This is a genomic window from Robbsia andropogonis, from assembly GCF_034047095.1.
GTDB lineage: Bacteria > Pseudomonadota > Gammaproteobacteria > Burkholderiales > Burkholderiaceae > Robbsia > Robbsia andropogonis.
The window spans coordinates 346,699-370,586 of record NZ_CP139164.1 but is presented as its reverse complement, the minus strand read 5'-3'; the positions used below and the strand labels follow the sequence as shown (position 1 = coordinate 370,586).

General features: G+C 57.3%; 17 protein-coding genes and 1 riboswitch. Of the genes, 15 read left to right on the top strand and 2 right to left on the bottom strand.

Translation table 11 applies throughout. The features are described 5' to 3' along the window. The first annotated feature begins 56 nt into the window (after positions 1-56). On the top strand, positions 57-1,034 hold the full coding sequence (locus tag SJQ66_RS01560; protein WP_024903675.1) for a MurR/RpiR family transcriptional regulator: 978 nt from the start codon (positions 57-59) through the stop codon (positions 1,032-1,034). On the opposite strand, the gene SJQ66_RS01555 is transcribed toward SJQ66_RS01560, so the two are convergent. Further along, a complete protein-coding gene (locus tag SJQ66_RS01555; RefSeq protein WP_024903676.1) occupies positions 1,028-1,975 on the bottom strand; it encodes an aldo/keto reductase in 948 nt (315 codons plus the stop codon). The two genes, SJQ66_RS01560 and SJQ66_RS01555, sit on opposite strands and share 7 nt — an antisense overlap. A gap of 531 nt (positions 1,976-2,506) precedes the next feature. On the opposite strand from SJQ66_RS01555, the gene SJQ66_RS01550 reads away from it, so the two are divergent. The 5 genes from SJQ66_RS01550 to SJQ66_RS01530 all read left to right on the top strand — a co-directional run bounded on the left by SJQ66_RS01550 (position 2,507) and on the right by SJQ66_RS01530 (position 10,284). Then, the gene (locus SJQ66_RS01550; RefSeq protein WP_320533785.1) at positions 2,507-5,062 is read left to right on the top strand and encodes a type VI secretion system Vgr family protein; all 2,556 of its coding nucleotides are present in this window, start codon (positions 2,507-2,509) and stop codon (positions 5,060-5,062) included. 89 nt (positions 5,063-5,151) lie between these two features. Then, a complete protein-coding gene (locus SJQ66_RS01545; RefSeq protein ID WP_320533784.1) occupies positions 5,152-7,902 on the top strand; it encodes a glycoside hydrolase family 19 protein in 2,751 nt (916 codons plus the stop codon). 113 nt (positions 7,903-8,015) lie between these two features. Continuing rightward, entirely contained in the window at positions 8,016-8,444 is a 429-nt protein-coding gene (locus tag SJQ66_RS01540) for a hypothetical protein (protein WP_320533783.1), read from the top strand. Then, complete coding sequence (locus tag SJQ66_RS01535) at positions 8,423-8,956, top strand: hypothetical protein (RefSeq protein ID WP_320533782.1); 534 nt, start codon at positions 8,423-8,425, stop codon at positions 8,954-8,956. Before SJQ66_RS01540 ends, SJQ66_RS01535 begins: the two co-directional genes overlap by 22 nt. Positions 8,957-9,359: 403 nt before the next feature. After that, positions 9,360-9,565, top strand: a riboswitch (FMN riboswitch). Positions 9,566-9,711: 146 nt separating this feature from the next. After that, on the top strand, positions 9,712-10,284 hold the full coding sequence (locus SJQ66_RS01530; protein ID WP_081764953.1) for a 6,7-dimethyl-8-ribityllumazine synthase: 573 nt from the start codon (positions 9,712-9,714) through the stop codon (positions 10,282-10,284). 64 nt (positions 10,285-10,348) lie between these two features. On the opposite strand, the gene SJQ66_RS01525 is transcribed toward SJQ66_RS01530, so the two are convergent. Next, the gene (locus SJQ66_RS01525) at positions 10,349-11,563 is read right to left on the bottom strand and encodes an MFS transporter (protein ID WP_024903680.1); all 1,215 of its coding nucleotides are present in this window, start codon (positions 11,561-11,563) and stop codon (positions 10,349-10,351) included. A 463-nt stretch (positions 11,564-12,026) separates the two neighbouring features. Between SJQ66_RS01525 and SJQ66_RS01520 the strand changes: the two genes are divergently transcribed. The 9 genes from SJQ66_RS01520 (at position 12,027) to SJQ66_RS01480 (ending at position 23,874) form a co-directional block, all read left to right on the top strand. After that, a complete protein-coding gene (locus SJQ66_RS01520; RefSeq protein WP_253464605.1) occupies positions 12,027-12,617 on the top strand; it encodes a Fur family transcriptional regulator in 591 nt (196 codons plus the stop codon). Between the two features lie 258 nt (positions 12,618-12,875). Then, positions 12,876-13,874, top strand: coding sequence for a hopanoid-associated sugar epimerase (gene hpnA, locus SJQ66_RS01515; protein ID WP_024903682.1), 999 nt, complete (start codon positions 12,876-12,878; stop codon positions 13,872-13,874). Between the two features lie 289 nt (positions 13,875-14,163). Next, positions 14,164-15,789 (top strand): methyl-accepting chemotaxis protein, encoded by a 1,626-nt coding sequence (locus SJQ66_RS01510; protein ID WP_024903683.1) that lies wholly within the window; start codon positions 14,164-14,166, stop codon positions 15,787-15,789. After that, on the top strand, positions 15,789-16,250 hold the full coding sequence (locus SJQ66_RS01505) for a chemotaxis protein CheW (protein ID WP_024903684.1): 462 nt from the start codon (positions 15,789-15,791) through the stop codon (positions 16,248-16,250). The genes SJQ66_RS01510 and SJQ66_RS01505 overlap by 1 nt, the downstream gene beginning before the upstream one ends. A gap of 64 nt (positions 16,251-16,314) precedes the next feature. Then, entirely contained in the window at positions 16,315-18,108 is a 1,794-nt protein-coding gene (locus SJQ66_RS01500) for a CheR family methyltransferase (RefSeq protein WP_024903685.1), read from the top strand. A gap of 13 nt (positions 18,109-18,121) precedes the next feature. Further along, entirely contained in the window at positions 18,122-18,895 is a 774-nt protein-coding gene (locus SJQ66_RS01495) for a chemotaxis protein CheW (protein WP_024903686.1), read from the top strand. Beyond that, positions 18,892-21,624 (top strand): hybrid sensor histidine kinase/response regulator, encoded by a 2,733-nt coding sequence (locus tag SJQ66_RS01490; RefSeq protein ID WP_320533781.1) that lies wholly within the window; start codon positions 18,892-18,894, stop codon positions 21,622-21,624. Before SJQ66_RS01495 ends, SJQ66_RS01490 begins: the two co-directional genes overlap by 4 nt. Next, a complete protein-coding gene (gene cheB / locus SJQ66_RS01485) occupies positions 21,621-22,625 on the top strand; it encodes a chemotaxis-specific protein-glutamate methyltransferase CheB (protein ID WP_024903688.1) in 1,005 nt (334 codons plus the stop codon). The genes SJQ66_RS01490 and cheB overlap by 4 nt, the downstream gene beginning before the upstream one ends. Positions 22,626-22,815: 190 nt before the next feature. Next, positions 22,816-23,874 (top strand): diguanylate cyclase, encoded by a 1,059-nt coding sequence (locus SJQ66_RS01480; RefSeq protein ID WP_036010137.1) that lies wholly within the window; start codon positions 22,816-22,818, stop codon positions 23,872-23,874. The last annotated feature ends 14 nt before the right edge of the window (positions 23,875-23,888 follow it).

Genomic DNA, 23,888 nt, shown 5'->3' with positions numbered 1-23,888 from the left:
AAGACCTTATCCAGTGCGAGACACGACATCTTATCAGTTGATAACCGGAGCACGCGGTGGCGGGGCCGGATAGCTATGATCGTCTGATCCAGGCGATCACGGCCCGGCATGACACGCTGGGTCGCCGTGCGCGGGACATCGCGCGCTTCGTCATCCAGTATCCAAACGATATTGCGTTATCGTCGTCGAAGACGTTGGCGGCAGCGATGGGTGTCCAGTCTTCCAATCTGGTGCGTTTCGCGCAAGGGTTTGGCTACGCCGGGTTCTCGGAAATGCAGCGTGTGTTCCAGGCGCGCCTGGTTGCAGAAGCGCCTGGACGGGCCGAACACATGCACGCGTCGCGTCCGGACGTAGACGCAGGACCACATGCGGATGCGGGCGGCGTTGTTGACGATATGGCCTTGGATCGGCTGCGCGATTCATTCGGAAGCCCCGGCAATACCGTGTGGGATGCAAAGGTCGACGCAGGACGGCCCGTTGCAGCGCAAGGCACTTTGCAACGTGCCGTGCAGGATTTGGTCGCGCATGAGATGGCGGCACTGCGTGAATTTGCATGGTCTGTACCCGAGTCGACGCTGGCGTTGGCCGCCGATACGCTAGCGCATGCGCGGACGATTTTTATCGCAGGGCAGTTACAAGCATTTCCCATCGCGGCGTATTTGCATTACGCCATGCTGCATCTACGGCGCCCCGTGCACTTGGTAAGCGTGGGGGCTGGATTGGCTTCCGAGATTGCACAACTGAGCGGTCCCGACGATGTACTGGTGGCTGTCAGTTTTCGATTGCATGCGAAGGAGATCGTGGACATGGTAGGGGAGCGCGCACGGCTAGGCGTGCCGGTACTCGCTATCACCGACAGCGTATTGTCACCGCTGACGATGCATGCGTTAGCCAACGTGATCGTGCCCACGGGCGATCCCGATTTTGCTTCGTCACTGGCGGCACCTATGTGTGCCGCACAGTCCCTGGTCATGGCGATGGCGGCCCGCTTGCCGCGTGATCTCGACAACGCGAACGGCAAAAACGCTCAATAGGCGCTGGCTTTATCAATCGCGGCAACTTGCTCCTGCGTTAGCGTAATTTGCATGGCATCGCCTAGCGCCTTCAATTGTGTCAACGAGGTGGCGCTGGCGATCGGCGCGGTGATGCTGGGGCGAGCGATCTGCCACGCAAGTGCAATGCTCGACAACGGCTTTTCATGCGCGGCGGCCACGTCGTCAAGCGCTTTCAGGATTTTCAAGCCGCGTTCATTCATGAACGTGCGAACCTTGTCACCACGCTTCCCGTTCTGCACATCTTCCATTGTTCGATACTTGCCGGTCAGAAAGCCGCTCGCCAGCGCATAATAGTTTACGACACCGAGTTTCAGTTCTTGCGCGGCAGGTTCGACGTCGGTTTCATAGGCCGATCGATCGTATAGGTTGTATTCCGGCTGGACGACGGTATAGGCCGGCAAGCCATCACGTTTGCTGATCGCGGCCGCTTCACGTAGACGGGCCCCGGAATAATTCGACGCCCCGATCAGACGTACCTTGCCCGCCTTGATCAAGGCGTCGTATGCGGAAAGGGTTTCTTCCAGCGGTGCGCTATCCGGGAGGTCACGATGGGAAAAATACAGATCAACGTAATCCGTTTGCAGCCGCTTTAGAGAATCATCGATTGCCTGCATGATATTCGTACGCGACAGACCCGGGCGCCTCGTCATGATGCCAACCTTGGTAGCCAGCACGAACTGGTCGCGTTTGCCACGCTGTTTGAACCACTTACCCAGGATCGTCTCGGACTCCCCGCCCTCATTTCCTGGCTTCCACTGTGAATACATGTCCGCCGTATCGATGAAGTTGATGCCTGTATCGGCGAGCGCATCGAGGATGGAGAATGATGTTGCTTCATCGATCGTCCAGCCGAACACGTTGCCACCGAATACGATAGGCGAGACTTGGATGTCGGATTGTCCTAATGAGCGAAGTGCCATGTCGTGTATTGCTCCTAGCGCATAGAAAAAGGAAGGCCGGGCAGAGGGCGCGATAGATCGCTGTCGCGCCGGGTTCAGACGCCAATGATCGAAGCGTAGCACGAGGGCGATAGGCTCTGCAGAAGCCGGGATATTTCCTGAAATAGGAATGTTTTCGGAAGCATTTGATTTTATCGTCGGCGACGCACGTCCACATGACCAAGTCGATTCGAGCCGTGATCAGTGAGCATTCCACTCGTTCGGTGCGATGTTCCGCGCGATCTGCTGGCGGTGCCGCCGTTCTCGGACGACGTCGTCTGTTACGACCCGTACACCATTGTGGGATGTGATCGAATAAGTCGACGAACCGCCGCATATTGATAATACAAATTTTATTAAATGATCGATTAATAGAAATCGTCGCATTTTGCGTAATGCGATAAGTGCAGTCATCATTCGATATATTCTATTTCAGCATGAATATTGAGCATGGTACAGATAAGTCTCACGGGGGGCCGAGTGGCGGAGACATCAGGTAGGTCGGCGGGGTGCATGGGGGTTCCGCTAGAAGGGCGCTTGCTGACGCTGGACATGCCTTTGATCACCTCCCACCTGATACCGGTACGCGCTATCGGCGAAAGCAAAATAGGTCGGGAGTACGGGTTTATCGTCGATGTGGTGTCGCCGGCCGCGGACGTGGCGCTCAAAACCTTGATAGCAAAACCAGTGACGTTGTGGATTCAGCAGCATGATCAATCCTATGTAGCCCGTCATGGCTATGTGCATACGGCTCGGCGCCTGGGGACCGATGGGGCGCTGACCACTTATCAGATCGCGTTTGCGAGCTGGCTTCATTTCCTGAAATTCCGGAAAGATGCCCGTATTTGGCAGGATAAGTCGGCGGACGACATCCTGACCGATGTGTTCAACGCGCATCCGCAAGCTCGAGGCGCATTTAAATTCATGCTGTCACGTGATGTGCCCAAGCGTTCATTCTGCGTCCAATACGAGGACGATTGGAATTTTGTCCATCGAATCCTGGAACAGGAAGGCCTGTTCGGATTCTACGAGCAGGCCGATGATGGCAGGTCGCATATGTTCGTGATAACCGACGATCTGTATGCCTTGCCCCAGAGTCCTCGGCGGACGCTTGGTTTCTACCGCGCCGATAGAGCAAGCGAAGTGGATGCGCTGACGCATTGGAGCGCCGCGCGCGTGATGCAAAGTACCGAACTGCGCACGCGAACATCCGACTACAAGCAGCCCGCCGCCATGTCGTTCGGTAAAGGCACGCATACACCGACCATGGCGAACCAAGGCGCTTTGCCGAAGCAAGCCGAAGTGTATGAGTACACGGGCGCCTATACCTACGATGCGCAAGCACGGGGTAACGCGCTTTCGGCAATACGGGTGGAGGAGTGGGAGTCGCGCGCGAAGCGTTTTCACGGAGCGGGTGGGGCGCGAGGTATCGATGCCGGTCAGTGGTTCACGCTGGAGAACCATCCGGTGCACGTCGCTTCCGGTACATCGGAGCGCCAATTTGCGGTGATCGAGGCACGTTGGGTAATTGAAAACAACGTGCCGACGTCGCATGCGACAGCCGATTATCCATTCAGCTTAAAGAGACGCGTTGATGAAACCCGGGCGGCGCATCAAGCGTGCGTAGGGGCGTCGGCGGTATCGGGGCATGGGGCATCAGGTGCTTTGAAGGCATCGCGTGGGGTCGCCAATCGGCCGAGTGGCGATGACAACGAAGGTTTCTACAGGGTTGAAATCGAGGTGCAGCGCAGGAGTGTTCCTTTTCGTAGTCCGTTTGAACATGCAAAGCCGCGAGTGACGATACAGAGCGCGATCGTGGTCGGGCCCGCGGGGCAAGAGGTTTATACCGATGCATTGAATCGCATCAAGGTTCGCTTTCATTGGGACCGCTTGAACGACGGCGATGAGAATGCATCGTGCTGGATTCGTGTCATGCAGTCTGACAGCGGCAGCGGCTATGGTGGAGTGCATTGCCCGCGTATCGGTGACGAAGTCATCGTGTCGTGGTTGGACGGCGATTGCGATCGACCCGTGGTAATGGGGCGACTGCATAACGGTAGCGACACACCGGCATGGCATTCGAACGGCATCCTTTCGGGATTCAAATCAAAAGAATATGGCGGCAGGGGCTATAACCAACTCGTGATGGATGACGCTACGGGCCAAAATGGCGTGCAACTTGCCAGTAGTTCCGCAGGCACGGTCTTGCACCTCGGTTATCTGGTTCGATACAGCGGCAATGCGCGAGGTCGTTATCTCGGAAGTGGGTTTGATTTAAGTTCTGGTGCGTATGGCGCAATACGCGCAAGCCAGGGATTGTATGTCAGCACGCATCCGAGAAAGTCCGAGCCGATGGACGCGAGCGATGCGGTGTCGCAATTGGCACTTTCTGAAAGTGTAATGACTGCTCTGTCCAAAGCATCTACAAATGCACAAGCGAACGGGCTTGGCGCAAGTTGTATGTCGATGAAGCAGTTTACTGAAGCCACCATGCACCGGAAAACCGGCGTGATGCAAACTGGCGGTCATACGGCGGCGGGCGGCACGGGAGAGGCGAATCAGTTCAAGGCGCCAATGTTACTTATGGCCAGTCCGAGCGGTATCGGGCTGGCATCGCAAGCATCCATACATATGGTAGCCGACAAGAACGTCAATGTGGTGAGCGGAAAAGATACGTCGCTGGCGGTGGGGCGTTCCTTGATTGCATCGGTGAAAGAAGCGCTGAGCGTCTTCGTGCAAAACGCTGGCATTAAATTGTTCGCGGGGAAGGGCACGGTGCGCATTCAGGCACAATCGGATGCGATGGCGTTTATCGCGCAGAAGCGCTTGAAAATGGTCTCAGCGACCGACGCCATCGAGATTGCCGCCAAAGGAGGGATCACGCTGATGAGTGGCGGCGCTTATATCAAGATTGCCGATGGCAATATTCAGATTCATGCGCCTGGGGCGGTGGACGTCAAGGGTGCTGCCCACGATTTCTCGGGGCCTACGAGAATGGACCCGGTATTTCCGGAATGGCGGGTGGCGGAAGGGACGCCGGTTCCACGCAGAACGACGTTTTCGCAGTGATGCAATAGAGAAACACATGAAGTGAAAAGTCGCTGGCGTAAAGTAAAGGTAATGCCGCGTTAGGCCTGAGTCGAAAGCGGGAAATGTGGATGGGAAGGGAAAAGACTGTGGTGGATAAAACGGGTATGCAATCGATTAAAGGCTGGTGCTACCCGGTCTCGATGAAGGACGCTGGCGAGGATGTCGGTATCGATCGCTATCTTGCAGCGATTCGATCGAATGGTGGATCCTATCCTTTAGGCGTCAACGGTTTTTTACACGGGGGAGTGCATCTTGCACCTGTCGATGCGGATGGGGCCGTTTCAGGAGGGGTGAGATGCATCGCCGATGGCGAAGTGGTGGCCTATAAAATAGACCAGGATTACCAGCGACTTCTCTATCCCGAAGAAGCCGTCGCACTTTATTCAACGGGCTTTACGTTGATAAGGCATAAGCTGACGCTACCGCCGGTACCGAGTCCTGGAGGGACTACACACGGCAAAACAACGATGTCGAAAGGCGCTGTGGCGACCATGGGAGAGGTTGCATCAGATGACACCAAGGCTGTAATGAAGGATACCGCTTCAACAATGGAAGGGGATTCCATCATATTTTTCAGCTTGTACATGCATCTTGCGCCTGCCTCGGTTTACAAGGCGAATAGAAGGGAACGGCACAAGAAAGTCTGGCCGTACTACTACGGCGCGGTAGAGATCTGGACGGTTACCCCGAAAGCAGCAACGCGTAGCCAGCGGGGAACGGGAGCCGGCGAGCCGCTGATGGGTGTGTACGTTCATAAAAATAAAAGAGGCGGATTGGGAGTGCCAATCGGCTTACTGCCACTTGGAAGCCACGTTACGATTATCCAATCGCACGATCTGAAAAGGGGGCTTGGGAAAATCGAAACGATTATGTCCGGGGAGGTTGCATCGTTAGACCCCGGTGGTGTGGTTGCCTCCGAAGCACGTCACGGCCTTGTTTCTTTGCAAGCACTGGCGAGCAAGATACATGTGCGTAATATCGGTGAAGTTTGCCTGCCAACTACGCCGATGAAAGTCAGCGCCGGCGACTTGGTTGGCTATCCTGGTGAATATCAGGATGTCGAACACACATCCGCGCTGCCACCGACTCCGAAGAACGCTTTGGTGCATGTGGAGGTGTTTGCCGGTGACGAACTCAGAGCGTTTATCGATCGAAGCCGACAGCGCGCCGCCATACTGACGAACGAGCCGCGGACGAAGCTATGGGTTGAGAACGGCGCAAGTCTGTACAAGCCAATGGCGGCAACACTACGGTTGCCCGCCAGAACGGTGGTAACGGTGACATCGGATGCGCCAAGAAAGGGGATATGGACCAAAGTGACGGTGGCTGCGGGTGGCACTGAATTTCGAGGCAGAACGTTTTGGATTTTGCGCAGTGTCGTGGGGAACGATACCCTGCCTAGGGACGCATGGTCCGAATTTCCGCTTTCCTTGTCAGGAGAAATCGCGGGGACTGTTGGTCATTCTCGCATTATGGATGTGTCGCGAGGTGCCGCGGCATACGACGATGGCCGGAACGCTTGGTATCCGGTTGATGTCGGTAATGCGGCGATGGAGACCGTGCACGGTTACGTCTGCGCATCGGGGCAGCCGCATGTCTCGCTGCATAACCGATGGGCGTGGCCTGGATTTGAAATGCTTACATGTCGGTTGTCGAACAAAGACCTTTTCATGCGCCACTTGTATTTGCAAGGCGGCCCGGCTTCCGATCGAGAGCAATCCGCATTGGTGGCGGGTTTTAATGACACGAGAGCCGATGCCCTTATTGCAAAACTGGATGAGATCCTTGTGCCGGAAGGCCAGCCGAGAGGAGAGGTGCAAGGGGCCGATCTCCTCACTGCTGTGAATGAACCTTGGAAAGCCGATCGCATCAATCACCTGATAACGAGGTACGAGACCGAGTGGGGTGGAGGAATGGAAAAGTGGGATGCGATTGACTCGTTGATGAATGGCGGATTGCCATATTGGCAGACCGAAAAAGCGCGCATCGAGAAGTTGCGTATATGGGAGGCATGTGAATCTGTACTTGGTGATCGGCTATCTCTCACGGTGTATCACGTGCATCCCATACGCTTGTGCATGAATTTTGCCTCCTATGGATTCCGTTTTACGGCCCTGATGTTGCAGCAGATTTTTCCGCTGGCGAAAGTACCTGATCTGCAAGCGGTGTGCGACGAATTAAATGCGCATATCCATTTCTACCAGCTTGATACGCCGCTCAGACGATCGCATTTCTTTGCGCAAATTCGCCAGGAGGTTGGGACGGCTCTTGAGGTCGAAGAGCGGTTTATTTATGCCTCATCGGCACTTATCCGGTTGTTTAGGAACTTTGAGCGTCATCCTGAAGAGGCGCGAAAGCACGGATATGGCGCCGTGCGCCCTTACAAAGCAGACGGGAAGGCCGTAAGCAAGCAAGACTTTGTTGCTATTGCAAATCGTGCCTATGGAGATCGAAGCGACTTAGGAAATGGTTCAATGGAATCGGGAGATGGATGGAAGTTCCGAGGGCGGGGTTTGAAGCATGTGACGGGACGAGATGGGTACGGGAAGTTCTCGCGTTGGCATGTAGTCCACCAGCATCGTTGGCCAAGTGACGTTGTTAGCTTCCTAGAAAATCCTGATATTTTGACTGACATGAAATACGCTGCTCGATCCGCCGCATTTTTTTGGGTGAACAATGCTTTGGCGGAAGTAGCCGATCAGGGAGGCAATTCAGAGACGGTAGGACTTATCACAAATGTCGTTAACGCTAATACAAATAGTCGTGTTCAACGCAATGCAAATTTCAAACTTATTTTTGATAAAAAGATATTATTTTGAATAAAGCTATATTTCTTTTCGTATTTTTATTATTTTCTAGATATTCTGAGGGGATGTGCTTTGACTGCAGTACCAGGGGTAGCCAAAGCGAAGAGCGGACTTTGTGTAGAGGAATGGAGGAGGTCTATTTTAGTTGTAAAGCCAATGGAAAATTACTTTCCGTTTGCGCCGTCGGAAATGTTACGCCATGGCATGGTCGTGTTGAGTTTCGTTATGGTGATTACGATTCTGATGTTGAATCCACTTTCGATTTGCATTATCCAAAGATAGGATCATTATCGCGTGGAAAATTTTCTATTGATACTATTGTTGAGGATGGCGAAATAATTGTTCGAATTAAATTCAAATCACAAGAATTTGATTTCGTATTATCACAGGCGATCAATTCAGAGCTTTTAATATTTCAGAATGGCAAGTATGTGCGAACAATCCGATGCGAACCAGGTGGCGATTATGCCACTATATCATCGCGCGCCTTTAAAGGTCTTCCACGCAATTTTTTAACAAAAGAGGAAGAGTCGTGGCGCGAATTTCTCAAATAAGTTTTTCTCAAGTTGTGATTGTATTTTTTCTATCGATCACGTATAGCATGTCCGTAAATGCATATAATGCAATGGAGAATCCCCAGTATTTTACTCAAACTCTTTGTGAAGATGAGGAGGAAATTTATTTTAGTTGTATTATTAAAGATAAAATTATGTCGATTTGTGCTGCAGAAAATATAGCGCCTGACAAAGGTTATGTACAATATCGGTATGGTCGGCCGGAAAATGTAGAAATGCGTTTCCCCAAAACCTTGGTAGCTCCACTGGGTAAATTTTCAATTAGTGATATCGTTTTGGGAAATATAAGTTTTGTTCATTTGAAATTTAAATCGGGTGCGTATGATTATGTTTTATTTGAAGGTTCTGCAGATGGAATCTACATTAATCGAGGTCGTAAAAATGTATTAACAATGCGGTGTGATTCCGGAGGAGAATATACGATGCTTTCTCCCAGCGCATATAGAGGAATTCCTACGGTCGAACCAACGCTCGTGGACGATGGCTCTTGATCAACTCGCGGCATAGTGTTCACGCACACGACAAGGGCCGGAATTCGAGCCCAGTGCGCGTTACTAATCTTTAGGTGCCAACTGGCGCCCGCTTGCGCACAGGCGGGCAACTGCACATTCAGACGGAGATAACGCGCTGCTTCATCGCTTCAACTGCCGTCGAATCGCTTTATACCCGCCACCTCTTGCACCATTCAATGCGTTTTAAAAAATGATGTGCACTGCGCTCGCTTTATGGTCATATTGTGAGTCTGTAAAAACATCATGAAATCAAAGTGATAACGCATTGGCATCGCGCTAACCCACTTCTAGGCCAAAGCATCGATGCAATCGTTATAAGTTGTCGCCGCAGGAATGCTGCATATCGCCATAATTCATGCTACTTTGCGGTTCGCACTTCTTGAAGTGCTCTCGGGGCGGGGTGAGATTCCCCACCGGCGGTGATGATGTGGTTAAGGTGACCGGTGTCGATTCGGACTTAGTGTCTGGCTGATGATATCGATAGCCGCCGCATCCAGCCCGCGAGCGCCTGGCGATGACATCTCCAGGGTCAGCAGATCCGGTGTGATTCCGGGGCCGACGGTATAGTCCGGATGAAAGAGAGAAGCGGTTCGCGGCGTGATTCGCGGGCTGGCTTGGTGTGTGCGGTTCGAGCGGTTGTATGAACGCGTTGAGACGTCCCACCGATGCTGGTCGACCTTATCGATGCCGCGTCCGGCCGATCGCCCTGTTTCTTTATTGAACAGGAACCGACCATGTCCAACATTGCAGTGTTGTCTTCTGCCGCCGGCGCAAATGATGCGTCGTCTTCGGCTACGCCTCCTCGCTTTGCGTTTGTTCAAGCCAGTTGGCACGCGAATATCGTCGACCAGGCCCGTGTCGGCTTTGCCGCCGAAATGGCGAAACTCGGCTATTCCGACGACGCGATCGATTATTACGCGGTGCCGGGCGCGTTCGAATTACCGTTGCACGCAAAGCGCCTCGCCGAGACGGGGCGTTACGCTGGCGTGGTATGCGCCGCATTGGTCGTCGATGGCGGCATCTATCGCCACGATTTTGTCGCTGCCGCAGTGGTGGATGGCCTGATGCGCGTGCAGTTGGATACCGGCGTGCCGGTATTTTCGGTGTCGCTGACGCCCCATCATTTCCACGAAGAAGCGCACACCGACTATTTCCATGCGCACTTTGTGAAGAAGGGAGCGGAAGCAGCGCATGCCTGCACCGCCACGGTGAACGCATTGGACCGGTTACCTCAGCCGATCGCGGCGTCTTTAGCATCGGCAGGCACCGGTAATGCGCAAGCGGATACCGCGTCGGCGGCTGCTTAAGCGCCCAGGCGGGTGGGCACACTAGCCTGACGGTCGTCAGGGCGATGGGTTTTCTTCAAACGGTTTAAACGGCACTTGCCTTGCCGACAAAGGTTTGGCCGCGTGTATCCCGCCCGAAGTAGATGAACATCGCGATCAGTACGGCCACGGTCCCTGCGACCATGGCCATCGCCATTCCGTAGTTGTTGTTGTGCCGCTCGGCAAATCCCGCTTGAAGCGGTCCGTTGACGGACGCGATGAAATTTCCCAACTGGTAGACGAAACCCGGCAATACCGCTCGGGTGCCTTCGGGCGCCAGTTCGTTCAGATAGGCCGGGATCACGCCCCAGGCACCTTGGACCATGAATTGCATCATGAAGGCGCCTATGCCTATGGCAATACTGCCGCTCGAAAACGCCCACAACGGCAGGACTGGCAACGACAGCAAGGCGGCAATGATGATGGCGCGACGTCGTCCGATTCTTTCGGATAGCGAGCCAAACACAAGGCCGCCACAGATGGCGGCAATGTTGTACACCACGGCGATGATGGCGACGGTATGCGGATCAAAGCCATGCTGTACCTTCAAGAACGTTGGATACATGTCTTGCGTACCATGACTGAAAAAATTAAAACAACCCATCAGCAGCACCGCATACAGACATAGCTTCCATTCCCTCTTGATGACAGGCAACAAGGCGGTATGCACTTTTTGTTCGCGTGCGGCCAACCAGACCGGTGACTCCGGCACCTTGAACCAGATAAAGATCACCATCAGGACCGGCAATGTTCCGATGAAGAACAAGTTGCGCCATCCAAGCCAGGCAAATAAGCCATAGACAATGGAAGCAACCAAATAGCCTCCTGGATAGCCGGCCTGGAACATGCCGGACACCAGACCGCGCGAGCGCGTGGGAATGGTTTCCATGGCCAAAGATGAGGCGACGCCCCAGATGCCGCCCATTGCGACACCGTATATCAAACGCAGTATCAGAAACACCTCAAGCGATGGCGCAAGCCCCGATGCCAATTCCATGATCGAGAAAATAACGATATTCACCATCAAGACCGGCCGTCTGCCGTATTTTTCGGCGGCACGCCCAAAAATAAACGCACCAATCGGCCGAACCGCCAAGGTCAGCAAAATCGAAAACGTGACTTTACTGATGTCGACGCTAAATGCTTTTGCCAGATTGCTCAAAAGAAATGTCAGTAAGAAGAAATCGAACGCATCGAGTGTCCAACTGCCCACGGCGGCGATAACAGTATTGCGCTGGACCGATGTCCATTTTTCGTTCATGAGGCGGCTTCTCCTTGTTTGCATTTATTGACGCCGCGTCGTGACAGGTAGCTCGACGCTGTCTAAATTTCTGCAGGGATATATTAGCTACGGCAACTTTCAATCGACTTTCGTTCGGTGCGCGTCTCAAGAAGCAGATGAAATACGGCATCAACCGTTGCACGAATGTGCGGCGCAGTGCGCTCCCGGGAAAAAGGGGTAATCCGCCGCGCGGCGTTGGCCGATGCAGACCGTGTAGAATCGGGGTATGTCAAATCATCTTCATGCGGTCGTGAGCGATTCCCCCGTTGATCCGGCCACGCCTGCCAGCAGGCCGCAAGCTATTGCCGACCCGCTGGCAGTCAAGACGAGCCGAACCGGCAAAAGGCCGCGCCGCGTCGCGTCGGACCTGTCGGGGCCTCAGGCAGATGCCGGTGCGGTAAACGGCCGGTCCGCCGACACCAGTGACTCTGAGCGTCGGCAGGTGCATGCGCACGACCGGCGGACTGACGGGCGCGCCTTTCACGGCCATTCGCACGACCATGCGCATGAACACGCCACGCAAACCCGCGAGTCCGACGGCCATGGCCACGCGGCGGTTGGTCTCTCTGATGACGACGTAGAAGCGGAATTGGCGCTGGCTGATACATTCTGTCAACGACGAGGTGAACGCCTGACGCCGATTCGCCGCAAGGTGCTTGGCCTGTTGCTGTCGTCCGGGCGTGCGACCAAGGCGTATACGTTATTGGACGAGATGCGTAAGGTGCACTCTGGCTCGGCGCCGCCGACTGTCTACCGCGCGCTGGATTTTCTCCTGTCGGTCGGGCTTGTACATCGCGTTGAATCGATCAACGCTTTTGCAGCGTGCCATGATCTGACGCATTGTCATCACGGCATGTTGTTGGTGTGTCAGCAGTGTGGCGCCGTGCTGGAAATGCATGAACCCGAGATTGAGCGGGTTTTATTCGAGCGCATTAAGCTTTCCGGTTATAAATTGGCAAGTGATGCAGCGGAATTAAAAGGGATTTGCCCGGACTGCCAGCAGCGTGACGCGCAGGCCCCGGCCGTAGCGTGAGGTGACATCGCGCCGTGCGATCAGAGGTCGCGGGCGAGTCGACTCTTTCGGCGGTCAGCGGTTCGCCCTAGTCGGTATGCATCTGGCGCACCGTCGTACCGCCCTCGTTACAATATGGCCAACATGAGCCTGGTTCGTATTCTCGAAGCAGGGTAAAACCAAGCTGGATGTCGTTCGCGGCACGTGATGCGTGCGAATAGTCTCAAGAAGGCAATCATCCAGATCGCCTGATCTGACGTTGCGTAATATCGGAGTTGAATGAGCGCTGATACTGTTTTGGTTACCGGTGCTTCCGGTTTTGTCGGTGCCGCTGTTGCGCAACACGCTCAGCAAGCCGGTTTCGCCGTCCGCGTGACGGTGCGCCGTACGAGTCCACGTGGCAACATCGACGGCAATGGCTACGAGGTCGTGGAAGCCGACATGCGCGATGCCGATGCAATGCGGCGTGCGATGGCGGGGGTGCGTTACGTTTTCCATGTCGCGGCGGATTATCGCTTATGGGCGCCCGATCCTCGCGAGATCATCCGTACCAACGTCGACGGCACGCGCACCGTAATGGACGCGGCGCTCGCCGCTGGCGTTGAGAAGATCGTCTACACCAGCAGTGTCGCGACGTTGCGCGTCAAGGGCGCGATCGGGCCGGTCGACGAGACGGCGAAGGTGGATGAACACGAGGCCATTGGTGCGTACAAGCGCAGCAAGGTAGCGGCTGAGCGGGTCGTGGAAGACATGATCGCTACCCGGCAATTGCCGGCAGTGATCGTGCACCCGTCTACGCCAATCGGGCCGCGTGATATCAAACCGACTCCCACAGGCCGATTGATTGTCCAGGCCGCCGCCGGGAAAATGCCAGGTTATGTCGATACAGGCCTCAATTTCGTGCATGTCGATGATGTTGCCGCCGGGCACTTGCTAGCGCTCTTCAAAGGGCCGGTCGGCGAGCATTACATACTTGGTGGCGACGACGTGAAGCTAGGTACGTTATTGCAGACCATAGCTGGCATTACCGGCGGCAAGCCCCCGATACTGCAGTTGCCGCGTTGGCCGCTGTACCCACTCGCCGCTGCTGCCGAGGGATTGGCCAAGATCACGAAGCGTGAGCCTTTCGTCACGGTAGACGGTCTAAATATGTCGCGCTACATGATGTTTTTCAGCAGTGCCAAAGCGCAAGCCAAACTGGGCTACACCGCACGGCCTCACCGTGATGCCCTGGTCGATGCGATCGACTGGTTCCGCGAAGCAGGTTATTTGCGCTGATCCGTCGGCGCCGGATGGATGCCATGCACACATCGGCGCCAATGCGTTGCTCCCTAACGCCAGACTATTCAATTTGCCCTCCCAGGGTTTCCCCGTGCCCCGTGCTCTCGGGTCGCGAGGCGCGTCGTGATACGCCTTTTGTGAGATGGCAGTTGCGTCATTACGACAGCTAATCGCGCAACGGGGATCTTCCCCGGCCAAATGGCCTCATCTATCCCTTCTTCTTTGATCTGTTAAAAAAAACCGATACACTCGGCCCCACAAGGATCTTCGGTCAACGTGGGGAAATATGGTCAAAGGATCGATTCGTCAACGAATCATAGCCAGCCTGGGAGTGATCTTCATCCTGATGATCGTGATGGCGGGCGTGTCTTACAATCGTTTGCTTGTGATCGATCTGGAAGCGGATCGGGTGCAGAACGACGGCGTGCCAGGATTATTCGATGCGACCTCATTACGAGCAACCTGGAATGAAATCTACTCGTCGACCTTGCGGATGGTCTATGTGGATACGACCGAGGAGCAGGTAGCGGCCGACCGAAAGCGCTTCGAGGAAGCTCGCCAGAATATGGGGAAGCTCATAGAGCACTACGGCCATACCGTTGATTCGGACGTCGAGCAGCGGGAGGCCGCGATTTTTCGAGATGCTGCAAGCCGATTCACAAAGGCGGCGGATGCTGTGTTGGCCGCTCGGGAGATATCACACGAAGCCGCGGACGCAGCCTTCGTGACACAGTTGACACCTCCGTGGAATGATGGTCGGACATCACTGCGCAACATCGTCAATATCAATAAGAAGAGCACGGACGAGGCAACGCAAGCGATTCGCCAATCGGTACTCGATGCACAAAAGGCGATGGCCATTACGTTGGGTGTCGCCCTGGCGTGCTCGATCCTTTTCGGCTATTTGCTGTTCCGCGCAATCACTCGGCCAATGCGTGAAATCGTTGATGCGCTGGATGTCATGCGTACTGGTGATCTCACGGGCCGTTTGGATCTGCGGCGCCGTGACGAGTTCGCGATGCTCGAGGTGGGCTTCAATCGTCTCATCGAAGAACTGACGGCGCTGGTCGGTCAGGCCCAGCATTCGTCCATGCAGGTCACCACATCGGTGGCGGAGATAGCGGCCACGTCGAAGGAACAGCAGGCGACGGCTACCGAGACCGCCGCGACCACCGCTGAGATCGGCGCGACAACCCGTACGATGCTCGCCACCTCTACAGATCTTGTTCGCACGATGAGCGAAGTGTCGACGGTTGCCGAACAAACCGCGATGCTGGCGGATACCGGCCATGAAGGGCTGACGCGCATGAGCGAGACCATGCAGCATGTGATGGAGGCCGCGGGCTCCGTCAATGCGAAGCTGGCGATCCTGAACGAGAAGGCCGGCAAGATCAACCAGGTGGTGTCGACGATCACAAAAGTGGCGGATCAGACAAACCTGTTATCGTTGAACGCGGCCATCGAAGCGGAGAAGGCTGGCGAGTATGGCCGAGGCTTTGGTGTGGTGGCGACGGAAATCCGCCGCCTCGCGGACCAGACCGCCGTGGCGACCTTCGACATCGAGCAGATGGTCAAGGAGATCCAGTCGGCTGTTTCGGCCGGCGTGATGGGTATGGACAAGTTCGCGGAGGAAGTGCGGCGCGGCATTATCGAGGTGCAGCAAGCCAGCGGCCAATTGTCACAAATCATTGTGCAAGTGCAAGCGCTGGCGCCGCGCTTCCAGGTAGTGAACGAAGGGATGCAGCATCAGGCAAGTGGTGCGGAGCAGATCACGCAAGCGCTGTCCCAATTGACGGAGGCCGCGCAGCAGACGGTGGAATCGTTGCATCAGTCGACGCAAGCGATCGACGGCTTGACGTTGGTCGCGAATCAACTGCGCACGGGTGTCACGCGCTTCCGGTTGCAAGCCTGATGTTGTATCTGATCTTCTCGCTGGGTACGGACCGCTATGCTCTGAGCACGGCGGACGTACTCGCGGTGCGACCGGTCCCTGCCGTGAAGGCCTTGCCGTCCACGCCACCGTGGGTGGCGGGATTGGCGAGCGATGGGCACGGATCTTTTCCGGTGATCGATCTCTGCGCATTGGCCGTCAATCGTCCGGCGCGGGCAGTGATGTCCACGCGCATGGCTGTGCTGCGCTACACGGAAGGGGCGTCGGCAACGGTGCAGGAGCCACGCCTCGGCGTGATCGTCGAGCAAGCGACATCGACGCTTGCGGCCGATGACAAAGATTTCGTCGATCCCGGTCTGGCGACGCCGGAGGCGCCTTATCTGGGTCCGGTACTGCAGCACGAAGATGGTCGTGTGATACAGCGGGTCGTGGTACGTGACCTGCTACCCGGATCGGTGCGCGAGCGCCTGTTCGCGCGGTAATGGTACAGGAGCGTCCCTGAGTGGAACGCGGCCTGGGTCGCTTGCTCTATTGAAGGAGAATGCAATGATCGCGAGCGCGCCTCGGTCGGCAGCGGCCATTGCCGCATCTGGCGCACGCGTCTTCGGTCCCGAAAATGGTGCTGGCACCGATGCGGGCGGCGCAACCGGCGGCGCTAACGTCGATGATGCGGGATCGCGTCGTCCGCGCGATGCTTTGCCCGATGCGTTGGCGGTCCATATTGCAACGGCCCTTCGCCAGTTGTCCGGCCTGGAAATCGATCTGGTGGGAGCCCGCAGCGTTGAGCGTGCGGTGGGCGAACGTATTCAGGCGCTCATCGCAAGCAAGGTGATCGCTGATCCGTGGTCATACCCTGCGCGTATCGAGCAGGACGCCGATGAGCGGCAATGGCTGATCGAAGCCGCGGTGGTACCGGAGACATGGTTTTTCCGGCATCGCGAATCGTTCGATTTCCTCGCGCTGCAGGCACGCCAACGGCATTTTCGTGGTGGGGGTATCGGCGTCGCGCCGGGGCCGTTACGGATTGCTTCCGTACCGTGTTCGACTGGCGAGGAACCCTACTCGATTGCGATGACGCTGTTGCTTGACGGCCTGCCGCCAAGTGCCTTCTTGATTGACGCGATGGATATCAGCGAAGTAGCGCTGGCGCAGGCCGCTGCGGGTCGCTATCGTCCCAACGCTTTCCGTGGCTGCCCGGAGGCCTTGCGAGACCGCTTTTTCACTTTGCAAGGCCAACTGGTCCCTGGTTCCCCAATCCGTGAATCTATATGGGAAATCAATCGCGAAGCACGCGCATGTGTGTCTTTCCAGCGGGTGAATCTTGTATCGGATGCCCGGGTAGGCGGGGATACCGGGCAGGGAGGGACATATGATTTCATCTTCTGCCGGAACGTTCTGATTTATTTCGACCGCCCGACGCAGGCCGCCGTCATCGAGAAGTTGCGCCGTGCCTTGCGTCCGAGTGGTTTTCTGCTGGTGGGACCCGCGGAAGCGGCATTGGTGAGTCGCGTCGGACTTGCCGCCGCGGCGGCGCCGCTGGCATTCGCCTTTCATCGTGACGTGCCGGCGGTGGTCACCACGTCTCGTCCGATAGGCATTGGATCTGCGATGTCGGGGCGCGGTGCAATGTCGCCCGATGTGCCGTCGGTTGCGAAGCAGACCGTTGCCGTCGCGCAGGGCGTGAGCGGCGCAGGTGTGATTGGCGTGATGTCCCCACCGAAACCGGGTTGGACAACGAGCACTCCTCCGTCACGGGGCGGACAGACAGGCGCGTCGTTGTCGACCGGTAATGCGGCACCGTTGCCTTTCGAAGGCGCTGCAGGGCGGCCCGCGAATACCGTCGCGCGTGCCACTGGTGCGGCGAATCCATCGTTTGGGGCCCCTCGGCCAGTCGCCATCGACAGTGTGCCACGAGCGTCGGGGAACCCATCAGGCGGTGTCGGAAGAAGAGTCCAAGCCGGCAACGCGGTGCGGGCGAGTGGTACGCCCGCACCGTCGGCCCACGCCGTGACCATAAAAATGGAACCGCTTGCTGCCACCTATGCCGAGGCAGAGCGCCTCGCGAATCTTGGTTATATCGCCCAGGCAACGCAGCTTTGCCAGACTTTGGTCGATGCCGGGATGGCGAATGCGGATGTGTATTGCCTGATGGGCGTGTTGGCGGATGCCGGCAACCGTAGTGCGGATGCGCGCGAGCATTTTCGGCGCGCTTTATATTTGGAAGCCAATCACGCTGGTGCCTTGGTGCATTTTGCCGAGCATTTGGCGCTGGAAGGCGACGACGCGGGGGCGCAACGGTTAATGGCCCGAGCCCGCCGTGCTCACCCTGACCTTTTCTGATCGAAGCTGATCGATGATCGAAACCTTGTCTGTTCCCGTGCCGCCGATCGACGATTGCTGGAATCGCATCGGCATTCATGGTGACCAATCCTGCGCAAAACTGGCGACGTACATCCATTGCCGTAACTGCGAGGTATATGCGCGTGGCGCCGCCGATTTGCTCGACCGGCTTCCCCGTGCCGCCGAGGATGACGCCGATGTGGCTGTGGGATCGATGGGGGGCGACATCGATGTTGGCGGCTTGGATCTCGCATCGATTCAACGCGACAAGCAAGCCTTCTCTTCTTCCACGGGGGAGCCGCTGCTCGTGGTTCGCATCGGCAGCGAATGGCTGGGTTTGCCTGCACGGCATGTCGCACAGATTGCCGAGACGGGAGCGGTGCATTCGTTGCCGCGTTTGCGTAGCAAAGCAGTGTTGGGATTAGTGAATATCCGAGGCCAGCTAACGGTATGCGTGTCACTGGCGCGCCTGCTCGATCTTCAGGAACGTCCAGAAAGCCCGGAATCGGCGGTGCCATCCACGTTGACAAGTGCACGCTCGGTGCATGCACCTTTGGCACGCTTCCTCGTGGGCCAGGATCGCAGTGATGAGCCGTGCACGGTCTTCCCAGTCGATGAGGTCTATGGCATTGCCCGTTTCAAGCGTGAGCATTATCGACCGGTACCGGCAACGCTTTCGCATGCGAGCGCTTCGCATACGCGAGCGATCGCGGATTGGCGAGATGGCACGCTGGGTGTGCTGGACGGCGATAAATTATTCGAAACCCTGAGAAGGAGCCTCGGATGAGCGACGATTACGGCGATGTGTCGCTATTCGGGCTGTTTGCCCAGGAGACCGAGGCCCAAGCTTCGTTGCTAGGTAATGGCTTGATTACGCTTGAGCGCACCCCCGAGGACGCCGCAACACTGGAATCGTGCATGCGCGCCGCGCATTCGTTGAAGGGCGCAGCGCGAATTGTGGGGGTTGCGCCCGGTGTGGCCATCGCCCATGTAATGGAGGAGTGTTTCGTCCAGGCGCAGCGGCATGACATTCGGCTTGACGCGGGCGACATCGATTTGCTGCTGCGAGGGGTCGACCTACTGCGTGATATTGCGCTGGCAGGTGAAGGGGCCGCGGCGCCGGCGACAATGGCAGAAGTGATCGCGGCATTGGAACAAGTCTGCGCCGGAGAGCATCCGGGGACGCAAGCCGCGGCGCCGCCGACCACGTCGCTGAATGCAGGGCCGATCCGGCTGGACGATGATCGAGACACGCACCACGACGGCTTTCCGGACGCCGCACCGCCATTTCCGGCTTTTGACTTTCCGAGAACGCCCGGCACGGATGAAATGGCTGCATCTGGCGAACTGACAGAGGCGCGCGTAGAGGATGCGAATCGTTCGACGGACGATGCGACCGAAGCGGGTGGGCATGCTCCGGTCGACGAAGCCGATGCTGAAGCCGAAGCCGAAGCCGAAGCCGATGCCGATGCCGATGTCGATGCCGATGCCGATGCCGATGTCGATGCCGATGTCGATGCCGATGCCGATGCCGATGTCGATGTCGATGTCGATGTCGATGTCGATGTCGATGCTGACGCGGTTTCCACCGCGTCAGGTGTTGTGCCTTCCGGTAATCCCTCCGTGGACGTAGCGCGAGCGTCAGTCGTCAGCGTACCGATGCCACCTGCGCCGACGCTACCTGCGCCATCGATTACGCTGTCGCCCGGTTCAGTCGCGGTAGCCGGGCAAGCGCCAACAACCGCGACGCCAGCCGCGCCAGCATCGGCGGAGCGCACGCTGCGTGTGGCGGCGCGCAATCTGGACCGCTTGTTGGCGTTATCCGGGCAGGCCGTGGTCGAGGCGCGGACTTTCCGACCTTTGATCGCAAGCATGTTGAACCTGATGCAGCGACAGCGCGAGACGATCTTATCGATGCAATCGCTACGCAATCGTTTGATCGATGCGCGGATCGATGAAGTGGCCATTGCATCGTTCGACGCGACCGCCCGGCTGGTTGACGGCCTGGTCGATGAAACCATGGGGGGGGTCAACCTGATCGAACAGGTCGAGCAGCGTCATCATGGCTTGTCGAACCAGTTATACGAAGCGGCCTTGGCCTCTCGGATGCGCCCTTTTGCCGACATTACCGGCGGTTATGCGCGGATGGTTCGGGAGGTGTCCCGCAGCCTTGGCAAGCAAGTGAAATTGACGATCGTCGGGGAAACGGTACCGGTCGATCGGGATATTCTGGCGTTGCTGGATGCCCCGCTCGGTCATTTACTGCGCAACGCGGTGGATCATGGCATTGAATCCACGGCTATCCGGCAGCGGGCGGGCAAGCCTGAGGAAGGTGAGATCCGCATTGATGCACGGCATGTCGCCGGGACGCTCGTCATCGACATCGTCGACGACGGAGGTGGGGTGGATATTGAAGCCGTCCGTGCTCGCGTCGTCAAGCGGGGGCTGGTCAATCCCTCGGTCGCGCCGCGGTTGTCCGAGGCCGAGTTGCTGGAGTTCCTGATGCTGCCTGGTTTCAGCATGCGCGAAACGGTCAGCGATGTTTCTGGCCGCGGGGTCGGTTTGGACGTCGTCCAAACCACGGTGCGGCAGGTGCGCGGCAATATGCGCATCACACAGACGGCTGGCGTTGGTACGCGCTTCCAGTTGCAACTACCACTGACATTATCAGTCATGCGTTGCCTCGTAGCTGATATTGGCGGCGAGCCTTATGCATTTCCGTTGGCCCATATCGTGCGCGCACTACGCGTGGAAGCCGACGCGGTGGAGACGGTGGAGGGCAGGCCTCACTTCACCTTGGAAGGTCGTTCCGTTGCGCCTGTGCTGGCATCTCAGGTGTTGCGATGCGCGCCGCCGCCTCCGGGGGATGGCAGCATGCAAGTGGTTGTGTTGGGTGGCGACGACGAACGCTACGGGCTGGTGGTGGATAAATTCCGCGAGGAGCGGATGTTGGTAATCCAGCCGATCGATTCCCGTTTGGGAAAGATTACCAATATCGCCGCCGCAAGTCTGCTGGAAGATGGCACGCCGGTATTGATCATCGATGTTGATGATGTGATTCGCTCGATGGCGCGTTTGTCGTCCTCTACCCGGGTCGACATGGTCTCGCGTGTTAGTGCCGATGCGTCACGCGCGGCACGGAAGCGGGTACTGGTCGTTGACGATTCATTGACTGTACGCGAACTGCAGCGCAAGCTATTGACCAATGGCGGTTACGACGTTAGCGTCGCCGTTGACGGGATGGAGGGTTGGAATGCGTTAATGTCCAGCCGCTTCGATATGGTGGTGACGGACGTTGACATGCCGCGTGTCGACGGTATCGAATTGGTAACGATGATTCGACGCGATCCGGAGTTCCGGACGCTGCCGGTGATGATCGTATCCTACAAGGATCGGGCAGCGGACCGCCAACGCGGGCTGGATGCCGGCGCGGATCATTATCTTGCCAAGAGCAGCTTTCACGATGCGGCGCTGTTAGACGCCGTGCGCGATTTGATAGGAGACCCCACTGGATGAAGATAGGCATCGTCAACGATCTGGACCTCGCCATTCAGGTACTGCGGCGCGCCTTGGCGTTACGTCCAGGCTACGAAGTGGCGTGGGTTGCGCACAACGGTGCCGAGGCCGTCGAACTTTGCGCGGCCGAGCGGCCAGACGCAGTGTTGATGGATTTGTTGATGCCGGTGATGGATGGTGTGGAGGCGACACGCCGGATCATGCAGGCGTCTCCGTGTCCAATTCTGATTGTTACCAGCGACATTGGTGCGCACGTGCCCCTTGTCTACCAGGCCATGGGGCACGGGGCGTTGGATGCCGTGGATACTCCCTCTTTCGCCGGTAACGAGCTTGCAAAGACTGCGGCGGTGTTGCATAACCGGCTGGAGCGGATTGCACAGCAGTCGCAGATGAAACAGGACAGCGAGCCCGCTCTCTCCCCGACAGTATTGCGTAGTGGTACGCACAGCCCGCTGCTGATCGTCGGTGCGTCGGCGGGTGGGCCGGCGGCAATGGCGGATCTCCTCTCGCGACTCCCTGTCGGCTTCTCGATCCCAGTGGTGTTGGTGCAACACGTGGACGTCGCCTTTGCGCCCGGAATGGCGGAATGGCTTGCGCAAAGTGCTGTAATGCCAGTGCGGATTGCGCGCAATGGCGAGATGCCACAGCCCGGCACGGCATTGCTGGCGGGCACCAACGACCATCTCCGACTCGACGCGGCCGGGACGTTGCGCTACAGTGCGGAACCGGCGCAAAGCTTTTACCGTCCCTCGGTCGACGCCTTGATGGGCGACGTCGCGGCAGTGTGGAAGGGCAAGGCTGTAGGGGTCGTCCTCAGCGGCATGGGGCGGGACGGTGCGATCGGCTTGAAGGCAATGCGTGAGCGGGGGTTTTATACTGTCACGCAAGATAAGCAGTCCAGTGCCGTTTATGGGATGCCAAAGGCAGCGGCCGAAGCCCATGCGGCGGTGGACATTCTGCCGTTAAGTCATATTGCGAACGCGGTCGCGTCGCATTTTTAAGATGAAAGATGCGATGATGCCGCCGAGCGACAATCAACCGGCCCTTCCGCATCGCAATGCTCGCACTAGCGAAGACGCTTTCTCCAAGAGTTATATGGACGATCGTATTAAATCGACCCCAACTGGAACCTCCGCTCAGGCCGCTACCCCAGCAGGCGAAGGCAATGCCGACGCGCGACTGGACCAGCAAATGGCGATAACGTCATCCGAAGCGCCGGTCGCGGATGGTGATGAGTCTGCCGGGCCAGGAGCGCGAGACCCCGCTCAGGGCAAGCTTGACGATAAGGCAGGCCATGCAATGGTGATGCTGATCGATGATCAGCCGATCGTGGCGGAAGCCGTCAAGCGGGCATTGGCTGCGGCGCCGGATATCGACTTTCATTACTGCACGGACCCGGAGCAGGCATTGCGCGCGGTCATCGATACGCGCGCGACGGTGATCCTGCAGGACCTCGTCATGCCGGGCATCGACGGACTGACGCTGGTACAGCGCTATCGCTCACGCCGCGAAACCCGCGAAATTCCGATTATCGTCTTGTCGACGAAGGAAGAGCCACAGATCAAGAGTGCGGCCTTTGCGGCGGGCGCTAACGACTATCTGGTAAAACTACCGGACGCAATCGAATTGATCGCCCGGATACGCTATCACTCGCGTTCCTATATGAACCTCCAGCAGCGCGACGAAGCCTATCGGGCGCTGCGGCAAAGTCAGCAGCAGCTGCTGGAAACCAATCTGGAATTGCAGCGCCTTACGCACTCGGATGGGTTGACCGGGCTGTCGAACCGCCGGTATTTCGATGAATATCTGGCGGCGGAGTGGCGACGGGCCGTGCGCGAGCGCCGCTCGATTGGCATGCTGATGATCGACGTCGATCATTTCAAGTCGTACAACGATACGTACGGCCATGTGGCCGGTGACGAAGTTTTGAAGCGTGTAGCACACGTTCTGACACAAGTGGGTGCGGGCGCCGCCGATTTGCCGGCCCGCTTTGGTGGGGAGGAGTTCGCCGTGATTCTCCCCGGCACGACACCCGTGGGCATGCGGATGATGGCCGAGAAGGCACGGTTGTTAATCGAGAAACTGGGCGTGGAGCACAGCGGTTCGTCAACCGCGCAATGTGTAACCGTCAGCGTGGGTGTCTCCATTCTCGACCCGATGGAGGGACAGCCGCCGACGATGTTGATAGAAGCAGCCGATGCCGCGCTCTACCGCGCGAAACGGGATGGCCGAAATCGCGTGCGTACCTGATCGACCGAGTCGTG

Coding starts and splice junctions, on each gene's coding strand:
- SJQ66_RS01555 (WP_024903676.1), bottom strand. CDS start 1,975: ATGGCACTTCGCTCATTAGGACAATCCGACATCCAAGTCTCGCCTATC.
- SJQ66_RS01550 (WP_320533785.1), top strand. CDS start 2,507: ATGGGGGTTCCGCTAGAAGGGCGCTTGCTGACGCTGGACATGCCTTTG.
- SJQ66_RS01545 (WP_320533784.1), top strand. CDS start 5,152: ATGGGAAGGGAAAAGACTGTGGTGGATAAAACGGGTATGCAATCGATT.
- SJQ66_RS01540 (WP_320533783.1), top strand. CDS start 8,016: ATGGAGGAGGTCTATTTTAGTTGTAAAGCCAATGGAAAATTACTTTCC.
- SJQ66_RS01530 (WP_081764953.1), top strand. CDS start 9,712: ATGTCCAACATTGCAGTGTTGTCTTCTGCCGCCGGCGCAAATGATGCG.
- SJQ66_RS01525 (WP_024903680.1), bottom strand. CDS start 11,563: ATGAACGAAAAATGGACATCGGTCCAGCGCAATACTGTTATCGCCGCC.
- hpnA (WP_024903682.1), top strand. CDS start 12,876: ATGAGCGCTGATACTGTTTTGGTTACCGGTGCTTCCGGTTTTGTCGGT.
- SJQ66_RS01510 (WP_024903683.1), top strand. CDS start 14,164: ATGGTCAAAGGATCGATTCGTCAACGAATCATAGCCAGCCTGGGAGTG.
- SJQ66_RS01505 (WP_024903684.1), top strand. CDS start 15,789: ATGTTGTATCTGATCTTCTCGCTGGGTACGGACCGCTATGCTCTGAGC.
- SJQ66_RS01500 (WP_024903685.1), top strand. CDS start 16,315: ATGATCGCGAGCGCGCCTCGGTCGGCAGCGGCCATTGCCGCATCTGGC.
- SJQ66_RS01495 (WP_024903686.1), top strand. CDS start 18,122: ATGATCGAAACCTTGTCTGTTCCCGTGCCGCCGATCGACGATTGCTGG.
- SJQ66_RS01490 (WP_320533781.1), top strand. CDS start 18,892: ATGAGCGACGATTACGGCGATGTGTCGCTATTCGGGCTGTTTGCCCAG.
- cheB (WP_024903688.1), top strand. CDS start 21,621: ATGAAGATAGGCATCGTCAACGATCTGGACCTCGCCATTCAGGTACTG.
- SJQ66_RS01480 (WP_036010137.1), top strand. CDS start 22,816: ATGGCGATAACGTCATCCGAAGCGCCGGTCGCGGATGGTGATGAGTCT.